The sequence below is a fragment of the Arthrobacter sp. AD-310 genome (assembly GCF_054656615.1).
Genome location: NZ_BAAHNO010000006.1, coordinates 16,287 through 29,260, shown reverse-complemented (window position 1 = coordinate 29,260; position 12,974 = coordinate 16,287). Strand labels below are relative to the sequence as shown.

Annotated in this window: 15 protein-coding genes; 12 read left to right on the top strand and 3 right to left on the bottom strand. The window is 66.3% G+C overall.

Annotated features, from left to right (window positions below; all coding sequences use genetic code 11):
- The 5 genes from ACYQ1Z_RS03155 (at position 1) to ACYQ1Z_RS03135 (ending at position 3,700) form a co-directional block, all read left to right on the top strand.
- A complete protein-coding gene (locus ACYQ1Z_RS03155) occupies positions 1–702 on the top strand; it encodes a winged helix-turn-helix domain-containing protein (RefSeq protein WP_459791031.1) in 702 nt (233 codons plus the stop codon).
- 18 nt (positions 703–720) lie between these two features.
- On the top strand, positions 721–1,245 hold the full coding sequence (locus ACYQ1Z_RS03150; RefSeq protein WP_459791029.1) for a peroxiredoxin: 525 nt from the start codon (positions 721–723) through the stop codon (positions 1,243–1,245).
- Between the two features lie 338 nt (positions 1,246–1,583).
- The gene (gene bcp, locus ACYQ1Z_RS03145; RefSeq protein ID WP_459791027.1) at positions 1,584–2,063 is read left to right on the top strand and encodes a thioredoxin-dependent thiol peroxidase; all 480 of its coding nucleotides are present in this window, start codon (positions 1,584–1,586) and stop codon (positions 2,061–2,063) included.
- A 161-nt stretch (positions 2,064–2,224) separates the two neighbouring features.
- Positions 2,225–3,076, top strand: a complete 852-nt coding sequence (locus ACYQ1Z_RS03140) for an alpha/beta fold hydrolase (RefSeq protein WP_459791026.1) — start codon at positions 2,225–2,227, stop codon at positions 3,074–3,076.
- A 48-nt stretch (positions 3,077–3,124) separates the two neighbouring features.
- On the top strand, positions 3,125–3,700 hold the full coding sequence (locus ACYQ1Z_RS03135; RefSeq protein WP_459791024.1) for a GNAT family N-acetyltransferase: 576 nt from the start codon (positions 3,125–3,127) through the stop codon (positions 3,698–3,700).
- Positions 3,701–3,869: 169 nt separating this feature from the next.
- Here ACYQ1Z_RS03135 and ACYQ1Z_RS03130 read toward each other — a convergent pair whose 3' ends face one another.
- Positions 3,870–4,286: a hypothetical protein gene (locus ACYQ1Z_RS03130; RefSeq protein ID WP_459791023.1), complete on the bottom strand. Its 417-nt coding sequence runs from the start codon at positions 4,284–4,286 to the stop codon at positions 3,870–3,872.
- Between the two features lie 266 nt (positions 4,287–4,552).
- Here ACYQ1Z_RS03130 and ACYQ1Z_RS03125 point away from each other — a divergent pair, with 266 nt between their 5' ends.
- Genes ACYQ1Z_RS03125 through ACYQ1Z_RS03110 form a run of 4 tightly spaced genes read left to right on the top strand, consistent with a single transcriptional unit; the run spans position 4,553 to position 8,382 of the window.
- Positions 4,553–5,665, top strand: a complete 1,113-nt coding sequence (locus ACYQ1Z_RS03125; RefSeq protein WP_459791022.1) for a PP2C family protein-serine/threonine phosphatase — start codon at positions 4,553–4,555, stop codon at positions 5,663–5,665.
- Entirely contained in the window at positions 5,662–7,632 is a 1,971-nt protein-coding gene (locus ACYQ1Z_RS03120) for a glycosyltransferase family 2 protein (protein WP_459791021.1), read from the top strand. Before ACYQ1Z_RS03125 ends, ACYQ1Z_RS03120 begins: the two co-directional genes overlap by 4 nt.
- Positions 7,632–7,964 carry an STAS domain-containing protein gene (locus ACYQ1Z_RS03115; RefSeq protein ID WP_459791019.1) on the top strand — a complete coding sequence of 111 codons (333 nt, stop codon included), beginning with the start codon at positions 7,632–7,634 and terminating at the stop codon, positions 7,962–7,964. Before ACYQ1Z_RS03120 ends, ACYQ1Z_RS03115 begins: the two co-directional genes overlap by 1 nt.
- Positions 7,957–8,382: an ATP-binding protein gene (locus ACYQ1Z_RS03110; RefSeq protein ID WP_459791018.1), complete on the top strand. Its 426-nt coding sequence runs from the start codon at positions 7,957–7,959 to the stop codon at positions 8,380–8,382. The genes ACYQ1Z_RS03115 and ACYQ1Z_RS03110 overlap by 8 nt, the downstream gene beginning before the upstream one ends.
- A gap of 9 nt (positions 8,383–8,391) precedes the next feature.
- Here the strand turns inward: ACYQ1Z_RS03110 and ACYQ1Z_RS03105 are convergent, their stop codons facing one another.
- On the bottom strand, positions 8,392–9,615 hold the full coding sequence (locus ACYQ1Z_RS03105; RefSeq protein ID WP_459791016.1) for a GAF domain-containing sensor histidine kinase: 1,224 nt from the start codon (positions 9,613–9,615) through the stop codon (positions 8,392–8,394).
- Between the two features lie 248 nt (positions 9,616–9,863).
- Here ACYQ1Z_RS03105 and uraD point away from each other — a divergent pair, with 248 nt between their 5' ends.
- The 3 genes from uraD (at position 9,864) to ACYQ1Z_RS03090 (ending at position 11,583) form a co-directional block, all read left to right on the top strand.
- Positions 9,864–10,361 carry a 2-oxo-4-hydroxy-4-carboxy-5-ureidoimidazoline decarboxylase gene (gene uraD / locus ACYQ1Z_RS03100; protein ID WP_459791014.1) on the top strand — a complete coding sequence of 166 codons (498 nt, stop codon included), beginning with the start codon at positions 9,864–9,866 and terminating at the stop codon, positions 10,359–10,361.
- Positions 10,358–10,696: a hydroxyisourate hydrolase gene (gene uraH / locus ACYQ1Z_RS03095; RefSeq protein ID WP_459791012.1), complete on the top strand. Its 339-nt coding sequence runs from the start codon at positions 10,358–10,360 to the stop codon at positions 10,694–10,696. Before uraD ends, uraH begins: the two co-directional genes overlap by 4 nt.
- 77 nt (positions 10,697–10,773) lie before the next feature.
- A complete protein-coding gene (locus ACYQ1Z_RS03090) occupies positions 10,774–11,583 on the top strand; it encodes an IclR family transcriptional regulator (RefSeq protein ID WP_459791010.1) in 810 nt (269 codons plus the stop codon).
- Between the two features lie 68 nt (positions 11,584–11,651).
- Here the strand turns inward: ACYQ1Z_RS03090 and ACYQ1Z_RS03085 are convergent, their stop codons facing one another.
- Positions 11,652–12,884, bottom strand: a complete 1,233-nt coding sequence (locus ACYQ1Z_RS03085; RefSeq protein WP_459791008.1) for an aromatic ring-hydroxylating oxygenase subunit alpha — start codon at positions 12,882–12,884, stop codon at positions 11,652–11,654.
- Positions 12,885–12,974 lie beyond the last annotated feature (90 nt).

The following is a 12,974-nucleotide window of genomic DNA, read 5'->3' as shown; positions in this document are numbered from 1 at the left end:
ATGGCAGTGGAAGCCCACCATCCGCGGACGGCGTTCCCTGCGGGAATGTCCTCCCGCCCGCGCATGGCCCCGCCCCACGCTGCCGTCCGTCCTGCCGCCACCAAGGCCGCAGCCCGCGGGCTGGCCGTCTGGGTTGTCCCCACGGAAGGAACCAGCCCCGAAATCCTCGCCCGGGCCGCCGAACTCGTGCTCGCCCGGGCACTGCAGACTGCTCCGGAGGCGGAAGTCCACTGGCCTGCCGCCGGAGCCCCCAACGTGGGGTCCTCCCCCGGCGTGCCTGGAACCGCAGCCGACTCCTCTCCGGTTCCTGCCGCCGCGGAGGACCCCCGCGAAAGCCAGGACGACGGCGGCGGCAGGCTGCCGCCGTCGGCCGGCCCCGTCAGCACCGTCGCCGTGGACCTTGCCGCCGATGCCGTCCTGCTGGACGGCAGGCCGGTGTCGCTCACCGGCGTCGAGTTCAAGGTGCTGCGCTACCTGGTGACCCACCTGTCCCGCACCGTGGGCCGGGAGGAGCTGCAGGAGTTCCTTGAGGCCCTGCAGTTTCCCGGCGCCACAGCCCGGTCCATCGACGTATATGTGGGCCGGATCCGGCGGAAGCTCGGCAACGCCCGGCACGCGGTCGCCACCGTCCGCGGCGGCGGCTACCAGTTCATTCCCGGCCCGCATGCCACCGTGCGCGGGCCGGCCGAATACTCCATCTAAACCAAACCAAGGAGCAGTATGACCACCGAGGCCACTACGGCGCCCCGCACCCCGGCACTTGAAAGCACCGCGCCCTTCCCCGCCCGCCTCCAGCCCGGCGCCCCTGCCCCGGACTTCACCCTGCACGACGCCTCCGGAAACCCCGTCTCGCTGGAGTCCTTCCGGGGCCGGAACGTGATTGTCTACTTCTACCCCAAGGCAGCCACCCCCGGCTGCACCACCGAGGCCTGCGATTTCCGCGACAACCTGGCATCACTTCAGGGCAAGGGCTACGAGGTCCTCGGCATCTCGCCTGACGCCCGCGACGCCCTGGCCGGGTTCACGGCCGACTTCTCCCTGACGTTCCCGCTGCTGTCCGACCCGGACCACGCGGCCGCACTGGCCTACGGCGCCTGGGGCGAGAAACTGGTCAACGGCGAAATCATCGAGGGCGTGCTCCGCTCCACCATCGTGGTGGGACCGGACGGCACGGTCACACTGGCGCAGTACCAGGTGGACGCCCAGGGCCACGTGGCTGCACTGCGTGAGGAACTCGGGCTGTAACGCCTGCTCACTCGCGTCCCTGTATGACGCGGTCCGGGCTGATCTTTACGCACCGTTCTCTAGCGTGGAAAGGGCTGCCGGCGTTACAGACCGGAGTGCCGCCGCCGCACGTCCCGTACACGGCCTCACCGCCGGGGAACTGGCTGGTGAAACCCGGACTTTCCGGACTTTCGGCCAGGACCGAATTGAGTCTCTGCCGGACCACGTTCAGCCTGCCGTATGAGTAAGCCCAGAAGGGGTGGGGGAATACCTGGTGTGACGGCCGAGTTGTTGGTGATAGCGGAAACCCGCTTCACTTGATGTTGGCCATTATTGACCGAACCTTCCAAAGGAACACCATGAGCCCCACCCTGACCAACAGGTTGCTGCCCGGAATCGAGGCCCCTGAGTTCACCCTCAAGGACGCCCAGGGCCGCGAGACCGCCTTGGCCGACTACCGTGGCAAGAACGTCATCGTGTACTTCTACCCCAAGGCAGCCACACCCGGCTGCACCACCGAGGCCTGCGACTTCCGCGACAGCCTGGCTTCCCTGCAGGACAAGGGCTACGAGGTCGTTGGCATCTCCCCTGACGAGCCGGAGGCCCTTGCAAGCTTCAGCGGCGACTTCTCCCTGACCTTCCCGCTGCTCTCCGATCCGGACCACGCGGTCGCCCTGGCCTACGGCGCCTGGGGCGAGAAGCTTGTGGACGGCGAGATCGTCGAGGCCATTGTCCGCTCCACCGTGGTGGTGGACCCGGAGGGCAAGGTCACCCTGGCGCACTACCAGGTCAAGGCCGACGGTCACGTCGCGGCCCTGAAGGAAGAGCTGGGCCTCTAGAACCCTCCACCACTTGTGGCGGCATTTTCTGAAACGCCCCTGCACCTGATGCACGTTTTCCCGGACGCTCCCGCGCTTTCACCGTGCGGGAGCTCCGGCGTTTAACGGCTCGGGCACCGGTGGCTATGTCAGCCGGCCAAGAAGCTAACTAGCATGGCTGCATGACTAAACCCCTTGGGGAGGCCCTGCCGGAAACGTACTACCTGGGCAGGCCGGAGGGCAGGATCGCGTACGACACCCAGGGCGAAGGCCACCTCGTCCTCCTCGTTCCCGGCATGGGGGACCTGCGGTCAACGTATCGGTTCCTGGCGCCGGCACTGGCCGCGGCGGGATACCAGGTTGTCACAGTCGACCTTCGGGGCCATGGAGACAGCGACAGCACGTTTGCAACCTACGGAGACATTCCCACTGCCAGCGACCTTGCAGCCCTGCTGCAGGAACTGGGGAAGCCAGCCGTCCTCGTCGGGAACTCCATGGCAGCAGGAGCGGCAGTAATCGTCGCTGCCAGCCATCCTGGCCTCGTTGACGGCTTGGTCCTGGTGGGGCCGTTCGTCCGCCAGCCGGGGTCCGGGAACACTGTCTCCCGGGCCTTTATGCGGCTTCTTTTAGCGCCTGCCTGGGCCGCTGTTGTGTGGCACGCCTACATGCCGAGGTTGTATGCGGGAAAGCTTCCCCCCGATTTTGCCGCCTACAGGCGGAAGGTAACCGCCAGCATCAGGCGACGCGGATACACCCGTGCATTCAGCCTGACCACCCGGACCGATCACGTCCGTGCAGGGGAAAGCCTGGACCGAATCCACGTCCCCACGCTGGTGGTGATGGGCCGGAAGGATCCGGACTTCAAGGACCCCCAGGCCGAATGTGAATGGATCGCCAGGAAACTGGACGGGCGGGCAGTGATGATCGACGACGCCGGCCACTACCCGCAGTCGCAGCAGCCGGAAGTGGTTGCTTCTGCGGTGCTGGACTTCCTTCGCCAACTCCGAAAAGCGCGACCGGGAGGAGCGGGCTGATGGGCAATGACGGCTGGGGGCGCGGACTGATTCCGGCGGGACCACAACATGGCTCTTGAGGTACGGCCCGCCACCAGTTTTGAGGACGTCCGCACCTTGGTGGGACCCAAGCGGCCGGACGCCAACGTGTGCTGGTGCCTGAGCTACCGCATCCCGTCCAAGCAGAACCAGGCCCTCCACGGGACCGAGCGCGGTGCGTTCGTGAAGGAACTGGTCGGCCAGGATCCCCCGCCAGGGGTTTTGGCGTACGACGGCGGCGAACCGGTCGGGTGGGCAGGGGTCCACCCGCGCGCCGACACCAGTTTTGCGACGAACCGGAAGATCCCGCACGTCGACGACCTGGACGTGTGGTCCGTCTGGTGCATCCGGGTGCGGCCCGGCCACCGGGGCAAGGGGATCTCGCACGCCCTCCTGGCCGGCGCCGTCGACTTTGCCCGCTCCTACGGGGCCCCGGCCATCGAGGGCTATCCGGTGGACAACAGCGGCTCGAAGGTGGACCTCACCATGGCCTACGTGGGCACCCGCAAGCTCTTCGAGGACGCCGGGTTCACAAAAGCCGCGGACACCGGTTCTGTCCTGAACGGGTTCCCGCGGGTCCTGATGCGGCTGGACCTGGGCAGCTAGGGTTTCTTCCACCATTTACCGGGCCAGTCCTCGTCAATGGCCCACAGCGCCAGAAGCAGCGCGTCAACGGTCATAAGTCCCGCTATAAGGTATGCCCAACCGGTAAACCAGTGCACTGCAATCTCCTGACTGTCTCCCCCAGCCACTCGATTGCTCCTAAGTGTGACACCTAAACTGCTGCTGCGGAACGCCCCAAATCCACAGACTTGAAGAGCGCTTCCAGCCTGTTGTGCGCCTCGGTCTCCAGCTTCAGCCGGCGTGTCAGCCGCTCCACCCGGTCAGACATGGCGGCACCCACGGGGAGGCGGTCTCCGGGCCAGCTGGAGACCTCGCGGGATTCCGCAAGGGCGGCGGACAGCGCCTTGGCCGCGGCGCGCACCTTCCGGGAGTGGAGGTACAGCCGCAGCAGTGCCCTCGCCTTGGCCGCACCCGCTGAGAGGACCTCCCGCGGCAGGACGGGCTCGGGGCCTGCAGGAGGGGTCTTTGCCGGTTCTGCTGCCGCAGGTGGGGCCACGGATGGGCCTGGCCCGGCAGCAGCCGGGCCGGCAAGCTCCGGTGGCCGGTAAGTGATTTTCATTTTTCCCATGGACTGCTCCATCGTCCGCAAGCCGTCCAGCTTCGGGGGGCGCCGTCGGCCATGCCCGGAAGCTGCTGCCGTTCTTCGAGTGTCCCCGGGTTCCCTCAACGTCCGGGCAAGCGGATCACAAAATTTGCGCAAGATCGCCCGTGGATGTGCACCCGCCGGTGACCAGGAAGACACGAAGGGGCCCAGCAGGTGCCCAGGGGCGGGAAGACAGGGCAGTGAAGCCCCGAGACATGCCGCGTCGCGCTTAATACTGTAGAAGTAGAGCTATGGTCTCAACCTCCGAAAGCCGACGTGCCGTTGTCATCGAGGATGACCCCGACATCCGGGGGCTGCTGGTCCGCGTCCTGACAAAGCAGGGCTTCGAGGTTTCCCAGGTGGGGGCCGGGCTGCCCGGTGTGGAGGAGGTCCGCCGCCTCCAACCTGACCTGGTCACGCTGGACCTGAACCTGCCGGACCTGGACGGCCTGGAGGTCTGCAAGCTGCTTCGGAAATTTTCGGACGCCTTCATCGTGATGCTGACCGCCCGCGCCGACGAACTGGACAAATTGACCGGCCTGGATAACGGCGCCGATGAATACATCAGCAAACCGTTCAGCCCGCGTGAACTCCAGTCCCGGATCAACGCCCTGTTCCGGCGCCGCCCCAGCGCAGCCGCCGAGACCGCCGCGCGCGACGAACTGCAGCGGGCCACGGAAGTCCAGCAGAGCCTGCTGCCCAAGGAGGACATCCGGGTGGAAGGCTACGACGTGGCCGGGTTGTTCCGTCCGTCCCGAAGCGTGGGCGGCGACTTCTATGACTGGTACCAGACCCCGGGCGGGCTCCACCTGACCTTCGCCGACGCCATGGGCAAGGGCATGGGCGCAGCCCTGATAGCGGCCACCGTCCGCGCCGTTATGCGCTCCACCGGGCACCGCCAGGACCTGGACGGCGCCTTCGCTTCGGCCAGCAAAGCCATCGCCACGGACCTGGACTCCTCCAACTCCTTCGTGACGCTCTTCCACGCCCGTTTGGACGCGGCGTCGGGGAAGGTCAGCTACGTCGACGCCGGACACGGGCTTGCGCTGCATGTCCAGGCAGGCGGCGCGGCAGCGCGCCTGCCCTCCGCGGGTCCGCCGGTAGGCGCCTGGGCGGGGACGGACTGGCCCCAATCCACTTTTGAGCTCGCACCGGGAGATTCCCTGGTGGTCGTCAGCGACGGTGTCCTGGACGTCTTCGAATCCGTCGGGGACTTCACCGAGGCCGTCCGCAACGCCACCCAGGGCCACCGGTCCGCACATGCCGCCAGCAGTGCCATCATGGCCCTCGCCCCCGCAGAGACCGCCGAAGACGACGTCACCGTGGTGGTTGTCCGCCGGCTCCCCGAGGAGATCGCTGCATGACCCGCTTTTGGACCCGCCTGGTGGTGGTGCTGACAGTCATCACCGGCATCAACTACATCACGTGGCGCTGGCTGGCATCCCTCAACTGGGACGCCTGGTGGATCGCCCTCCCGCTGGTCATCGCCGAGACCTACAGCCTCATCGACGTCATGCTTTTCGGCATGACCGTCTGGCGCCTCAAGATCCGCAAGGGCGCCCCGACGCCCCCTGCGGACGCCACGGTGGACGTCTTCATCACCACCTACAACGAAGACCTCGACATGGTGATGACCACCGCGCTGGCGGCGCAGAAGATCCGGCACCCGCACAGCACCTGGATCCTTGACGACGGCGCCCGGGCCGAACTCAAGGCCCTCGCCGAACAGCACGGACTGGGCTACGTCACCCGCAGCGAGGACTGGACTAAGGACCTTCCCCGGCACGCCAAGGCCGGCAACCTGAACAACGCCCTTATGCAGACCGACGGCGAATTCCTCCTGATCCTGGACGCGGACCAGATCCCCGAGCCGGACATCCTGGAAAAGACCCTCGGCTACTTCAACAACCGCCGCGTGGCCCTGGTGCAGACACCCCAGTACTTCAGCAACGTCCCCGCCGACGACCCGCTGGGCAGCCAGGCTCCCCTGTTCTACGGCCCCATCCAGCAGGGCAAGGACGGCTGGAACGCCGCGTTCTTCTGCGGTTCCAACGCCATCCTGCGCCGCGAGGCGCTGATGCAGCTCGGCCTCGTGGGCTACGTCAAGGAAACCGAAAAGAGCATCCGGCGCGCGCTGGCCGCCTCCCAGACCGCCATCAGGAAGGCACGCAAGTCCCCCGACATGGACACGCCCCTGGTGGCCGAGGTCCTGGACGAGGTTGAGGCGGCCACCCGCGAGGCACAGAAAGAGCTCGACGCCGGCCGGCCGCTCAGCGAAATCACCTACCGGGTCCGGCGCCGCGTCGACGCCGCCGTCCAGACGCTTGTCATGGCCGACGTCGAGGCGCTTCAGTCCGACCTCGAGGAGATCGCCGCGATGGAACTCGCCCACGTGGGTGAGGCCGGGGTTCCTGTGGTTGCCGATGACGCGGTGCACCGGATGTCCCGGCGCGACTGGTCGCCGCTGGGCGCCCTCGAATCGGTCCAGGCCGTCCTCGACGCCCTCTCGATTGAGCGGAACGACGAAGCCCAGCCGGTGATGCCGCTGGCCACGATCTCGGTTACCGAGGACATGGCCACCGCGATGCGGATGCACGCCATGGGCTGGCAGAGCGTCTACCACCACGAGGTCCTCGCCTACGGGCTTGCGCCGGAGGATCTCAAGACCATGCTTACGCAGCGGCTCCGCTGGGCCCAGGGCACCATCCAGGTCCTCCTCCGGGAAAACCCGCTGGTGCAGAAGGGCCTCAAGATCGGCCAGCGCCTGATGTACTTCGCCACCATGTGGACCTACCTGAGCGGGTACGCGGCCGTCATCTACTTCGCCGCCCCCATCATCTACCTGCTGCTGGGCATCCTGCCGGTCACCAGCCTGAGCTGGGACTTCTTCATCCGGTTCATCCCGTTCATGGTGGTCAACCAGATCCTCTTCGCCGTCGCCGGCCGCGGAATTCCCACCTGGCGCGGGCAGCAGTACAGCCTGGCGCTGTTCCCCACCTGGATCAAGGCATGTTCGACGGCGGCACGGAACGTCTGGTTCGGCCGTCCCCTCGGCTTCGCCGTCACCCCCAAAGCGCGCCAAAGCGGCGGACCCAGCTGGAGCCTCATCCAGCCCCAGATCGTGGTGTCCATCCTGCTGGCGCTGGCCGCCGTCGTCGGCATCATCCGCCTGGCGACGGGCCTGGCCGAACCGCTGGGCACCCTGGTTAACGTCGCCTGGGTCATCTTCGACCTGGTGGTCATGAGCATCCTGGTCCGCGCGGTGCTCTACAAAGGCTACCAACCGGCCGCAGACGCCGGCAGTCCCATAAATACAGAAAGTGAGTCCTGATGGAATTCAGCTACGAAGTGCGAGATTCTTACGCCGAGGTCATGGCGGACGGACGGCTGAACATGGTGTCCGCTCCCCGGCTGCGCGAATATGTCACCGATGTGATCGCCGGCGGGTCGAACCGGATCGTGGTGAACCTGGAGAAGACCGCGTTTATGGACTCCTCGGGCCTGGGTGCGTTGATCGGCTGCCTTAAGGCCGCCCGGCAGGCAGGCGGCGACCTCCGCATCGCTGCCGTCCAGCCGCAGGTCAAAATGGTCCTGCAGCTCACCAGCATGGACAAGGTGCTGACCGCGTACAGTTCACCGGAGGAGGCATTCAGCAATGACTGACGCCCTGGCCACGCGCAGCTTCCGCGGCCCTGCCGCCGAGGACTCCATCGAATCGGTCCACAATGACCTGGACAGCCTGTGGCTCGACGTCCCGTTCGTCAACGACGTGGACCAGATGACCTTCACGACGGCGGTCATCGAGTCGGCGTCCAACATCGTCCAGCACGCGGAGCCCGCTGCCGGGGAGCCGGTGGAGCTGGGCGTGGACATCACCGTGCAACCCACGCTGCTGCGGGCCCGGGTTAGCGCCTACAACGCCAAGCCGCCCTACGGTCCCATGGAACCGGTGCCTGCCAGCGAGGACGCGGAGTCCGGGCGGGGCCTGGCATTGATCGAGGCCCTGGTCACCACTGTCACGTTCGAGCGCCAGGACGGGACCAACACCTGGGTCCTCACCCGGACTTCGTCCCAAGGCTAATGCTCTGCCCTAAGGCTCGGCGGGGAACAGCACGGACACGGTGGTACCGCCGCCCGCGGTGTCTGAAATGGACAGCTCGCCGCCGTGGGCATGGGCGATGCGCCGGCATGTTGCCAGCCCCAGCCCGGTACCTGGTCCGTCGCCGGGGCGGTTGAGCCGGCCCAAGGGTTCCATGGCGCGCGGCCGGTCAGCGGGAAGGATGCCCTTGCCGTTGTCCGCCACGCTGACGGTCACGCCGCGGGGGCAGGCTTCCGCCGTGACGGCAACTTCGAGGGGACGCCCGGGCGACGGGTAGTTGAGGGAGTTGGCCAGCAGGTTCTGGACCAGGGTGCGCAGCTGGCCCCGGTCGGCGTACAGCTCCGCGTCCTCGCACAGGATGCCGCTGCCCAGCCCCAGGTCCACGCCGAGGTCCTGGGCGGCTTCCGCGGTGACGGCAAGGAGGGAGACCCGCTCGCGGTGCAGGGCGCCGTTCGCCCGGGAGTATTCCAACACGTCGTCGAGCGTCACCAGCATGCGCCGGCCGCCGCTGGCGATCAGGGCGAAGTACTCTTCGGCCGCGTGTCCCGGGGGAATCTGCGGGTCGTCCTCGGCCAGTTCCACGTAGCCCAGGATGGTGGTCAGCGGGGTCCGGAGGTCGTGGCTGACCCGCCCTGCAAACTCGGCCAGCATGGCGTTGCTTCGTTCGAGCTCCTCCATGGCGGTGTTGAGCTGCAGGGTGCGGTGCTGCAGTTCCAGCAGCTCCACCACCTGCTCCGCCAGGTCTTCCAGCAGGCCGATCTGTTCCTGGGTGGGAAGCTCGGCCTTGTCGGAGAAGACACACAGCGAACCAAGCACAAGTCCGCCAGAGGTCTGCAGCGGAACGGATGCGTAAAAGCGGACATCGGCGATTTCGCCTGTCACAAAGGGATTGGCCGCAAACCGGGGATCACGTGAGGCGTCCTGCACGACGGTGGTGCCCCGGCTCAGGAAGACAGTGGCGCACATGGAGTCTTCGCGCGAGCAGACCCCGGGTTCAATGCCAGAGGCCGCAATCTGTACCTGCTGGTTGGAGGTGATGATGTTGACCACGCTGTACGGCACCCCGCAGATGGACGCCGCGAGGCGCACCAGGCCGTCCAAGGTTTTTTGCGCGCGTACATCCAGCAGCGTCGGCGCCGTGCCGGGAACCGGCAACAGTCCGTATTCGCCCAGGCCATGGTCACGCCCGGCGTCCTGTTCGGTCAGCATTTGCATAGCCGCCCCGTCCATATTCTTTTCTTCCCCAGCAGTATTGAGACCGGCCAGTGGCCTATCCGTGATGATACCGGCTGTGTTGTAGTCTCTTGACACCACCGGCGCTCCTACAGCAAGATTCTTACGTATGCTGAAATAACAGTTCCATGATGCGGAAGCTCTGCACCCGCTGGTGTGGAGTGCCGGGCAGTCCGGCGTCCGCATAGCCGTCACCATGGATGCCAGCATTGTCACAAGGAACAAGCCGCATGAAGCTTGCCGAATTCAACACCGCGGATCCGGTCCTCGCCGCTGCCACCCTGCGGCCCTGCATCGACGTGGCCAGGTGGGTGGACACTGTCACCGCGGCCCGGCCGTTCGACAGCAAGGACGCCCTCCTCGCGTTCGCCTCCGGGGCCGCCAACCCCTTCACACCCGCCGAAGTCGAGGCTGCCATGGCCCACCATCCCCGGATTGGGGAACGGCCGACGGCGGCAACGGCCGAGGCGTCCATGTCCAGGTCCGAGCAGGCCGACGTCGACCCGTCCGACGCCGGGGTCAGGGAGGCACTGGCCAGGGGGAACCGGGACTACGAGGAAAAGTTCGGCCGGGTGTTCCTGATCCGCGCAGCGGGACGGACCGCCCCGGAAATCCTGCAGGCCCTGAACGAGCGCCTCGAACACTCCCCCGCCGAAGAAGACACCATTGTGGCCCAGCAACTGCGCGAAATCGCCGTACTGCGGCTGGAAGGACTGATCACCGAATGAGCGTCTCGCACGTCACCACCCACATCCTGGACACCGGTGCCGGGCGCCCGGCCGCGGGGGTCGCCGTCGTACTTTCACGGAACGACGGCGGCACTTGGCGGGAGCTCGCGGCTTCCACCACCGACGCGGACGGCAGGGCGAAGGACCTTGGCCCCGAGGAGCTCGCACCGGGCCACTACAAACTGAACTTTGCCACCGGCAAGTACTATGCCGGCCTGCAGACGGCAACGTTCTTTCCCGAGGTGGACCTGGTGTTCGAAGTGACCGGCCCGGAGCACTACCACGTCCCGCTCCTGCTCAGCCCGTTTGCCTACTCCACGTACCGCGGCAGCTGACCCTGCGGGTGGTCACGCGTCAACGGTGTTAACGCAATGTCACGGCGGTCACAGTTCCCGGCATAGGATCAGGAAGTATGGCTCCTAAAAATGACCCGGAATCCGATAACGACGCCGAGGGCGGCCAGAGCGGCGGCGTCCAGTCGGTGGAACGCGCCCTGACGGTCCTCGAAATCCTGGCACGGGACGGGCACGCCGGCGTCAGCGAAATCGCCGAAGAGATGGGCATCCACAAGTCCACGGTCTCCCGCCTGATGGGCTCCCTGGTAAGCCGCCAGATGGTGCACCAGAACAGCGAACGGGGCAAGTACCAGCTGGGCTTCGGCATCCTGAGGCTTGCCAGTTCCATCCCCGGCAGGCTGAGCCTGGTGCACGAGGCACGGCCGGTCCTGGAAAGCCTGGCCGAAGAGTTCAAGGAAACCGTCAACCTCGCCGTCCTGCGCTCCAACTACGCAGTGAACGTGGACCAGGCGATGGGCCCTTCCACGCTTGCCACGTACGACTGGGTGGGCAGCCTGACCCCGCTGCACGCGACGTCCAGCGGAAAAGTCCTCCTGGCCGCACTGGAGGCCGACGACCGCGACCGGATCCTCAAGGAGACCGGCCTGGAACCCCGCACGGCCCGGACCATCACCAGCCGGAAGGAACTGGACGCCCAACTGCTCGAGGTTGGCGCCAAAGGCTACGCAGTGGTGCGCGAGGAGTTCGAAATCGGCCTGAATGCCGTGGCTGTCCCCGTCTACAACCACCAGGGCAACGTGATCGGCGCGGTCAGCATCTCCGGGCCGGCGTTCCGCTTCGACCCCGAGAAAATCCCCGGCCTGCTGGAATCGCTTAAGGAAGCGGGCCTGCAGGTCAGCGCCAACATGGGGTACACCCGGCGCTAGGGCGACTGCCCGAACAAAAAGCACCCCGGCCGGGTTGTCCCGGGCGGGGTGCTTTCGTTGTTGTGGATTTAGGCGCCGGCTGCCGTCGTGGCCGGTTCGTTGCGTTCAACGGTGACGGCCCGCTCCTCCAGCGGCGGGGTGTCGGGGGTCAGGCCCAGCGCGGCGATCCCGGACAGCGGGACGTCACCGACCTTGGCATCGACCCATTCGTGGAACGCCGCAATGTGGTGCTCGGACGGGACCAGCACACCGCCGTTGGCGTAGTTCTTCGACGCCATGCCCGGCTGGCACCGTTCACACGCGTCGAAGTCCTGCATGTTGACGCGGTGGAACAGCTCGACCGAGGCGGATACGTCCTTGCCGCTTTCGACGACGGACGGCAGGTACAGCCAGTCACACTCGACGATCGTGTGGTCCGCCGCGAGCGGGAACATGCGGTGGATGATCACGTGGTCCGGGACCAGGTTGACGAACACCGTGGGCTTGATCGTGATGGCGTAGTAACGGCGGTCCTGGTCCTCGCCGACGCCCGGGATGACGTCCAGGCCCTCGGACCCGTCCACGGTGAAGCCCTTGATGTCCTCACCGAACTCGGCACCGTGGCCCACGAAGTACTGGGCTGCCAGGCCGTCGGCGAACTCCGGCAGCACCTCGGTCAGTTCCGGATGGATGGTGGCGCAGTGGTAGCACTCCATGAAGTTCTCAATGATGAGCTTCCAGTTGGCCTTCACGTCATACTTGATCCGCCGGCCCAGGCTCAGGTTGGCCACGTCGTAGCCCTCGATGGCCTTCAGGTCGCCGAGGCGCTCCTCGATGGCGCCCATGACGTCCTCTTCGAACGACGGCGGCTCTTCGGCGAGGCATACCCAGACATAGCCGAGGTACTCGCGGACATGGACCTTCGACAACCCGTACTCGTCACGGTCGATGTCGGGCATCTTCGTCAGGTTCGGTGCGGCAATGAGCTTGCCCTCAAAGTCGTAGGTCCAGGCGTGGTACGGGCACTGGAACGAGCGGGCAGCTTCGCCCTGCTCCTCCATGCACAGCTTCACGCCACGGTGGCGGCAGATGTTGTAGAAGGCGCGGATCCGGCCCTTGCGGGTGCGGCTGATCAGGACGCTTTCGCGGCCGATCTGGACCGTCCGCCAGGCCCCGGCCTTGTCCAGGTCGGAGGAACGGATGGCGCAGAACCACATCTGCTCAAAAATCCGCTCCTGCTCCGCCCGGAACACCGCCTCGTCCACATACGTTGCCCCCGACAACGTCGGAATCAAACTCGGCGCACTCACTTCAACAGACAAAAAATCCTCCTCAAAAACCCCATGCGCCAGTGCATGGGAATGCTTGTAGTCAAAAAAGATCCATTCACCGCGGCAGCGGTGCCAGGAAGC

What these genes read in the sequence shown, in the direction of transcription:
- ACYQ1Z_RS03150 (WP_459791029.1), top strand. Translation starts at nt 721, where the DNA reads ATGACCACCGAGGCCACTACGGCGCCCCGCACCCCGGCACTTGAAAGC.
- ACYQ1Z_RS03125 (WP_459791022.1), top strand. Translation starts at nt 4,553, where the DNA reads ATGGTCTCAACCTCCGAAAGCCGACGTGCCGTTGTCATCGAGGATGAC.
- ACYQ1Z_RS03090 (WP_459791010.1), top strand. Translation starts at nt 10,774, where the DNA reads ATGGCTCCTAAAAATGACCCGGAATCCGATAACGACGCCGAGGGCGGC.
- ACYQ1Z_RS03110 (WP_459791018.1), top strand. Translation starts at nt 7,957, where the DNA reads ATGACTGACGCCCTGGCCACGCGCAGCTTCCGCGGCCCTGCCGCCGAG.
- bcp (WP_459791027.1), top strand. Translation starts at nt 1,584, where the DNA reads ATGAGCCCCACCCTGACCAACAGGTTGCTGCCCGGAATCGAGGCCCCT.
- ACYQ1Z_RS03135 (WP_459791024.1), top strand. Translation starts at nt 3,125, where the DNA reads ATGGCTCTTGAGGTACGGCCCGCCACCAGTTTTGAGGACGTCCGCACC.
- ACYQ1Z_RS03140 (WP_459791026.1), top strand. Translation starts at nt 2,225, where the DNA reads ATGACTAAACCCCTTGGGGAGGCCCTGCCGGAAACGTACTACCTGGGC.
- uraH (WP_459791012.1), top strand. Translation starts at nt 10,358, where the DNA reads ATGAGCGTCTCGCACGTCACCACCCACATCCTGGACACCGGTGCCGGG.
- ACYQ1Z_RS03120 (WP_459791021.1), top strand. Translation starts at nt 5,662, where the DNA reads ATGACCCGCTTTTGGACCCGCCTGGTGGTGGTGCTGACAGTCATCACC.
- ACYQ1Z_RS03130 (WP_459791023.1), bottom strand. Translation starts at nt 4,286, where the DNA reads ATGGGAAAAATGAAAATCACTTACCGGCCACCGGAGCTTGCCGGCCCG.
- ACYQ1Z_RS03115 (WP_459791019.1), top strand. Translation starts at nt 7,632, where the DNA reads ATGGAATTCAGCTACGAAGTGCGAGATTCTTACGCCGAGGTCATGGCG.
- ACYQ1Z_RS03155 (WP_459791031.1), top strand. Translation starts at nt 1, where the DNA reads ATGGCAGTGGAAGCCCACCATCCGCGGACGGCGTTCCCTGCGGGAATG.
- ACYQ1Z_RS03105 (WP_459791016.1), bottom strand. Translation starts at nt 9,615, where the DNA reads ATGCAAATGCTGACCGAACAGGACGCCGGGCGTGACCATGGCCTGGGC.
- uraD (WP_459791014.1), top strand. Translation starts at nt 9,864, where the DNA reads ATGAAGCTTGCCGAATTCAACACCGCGGATCCGGTCCTCGCCGCTGCC.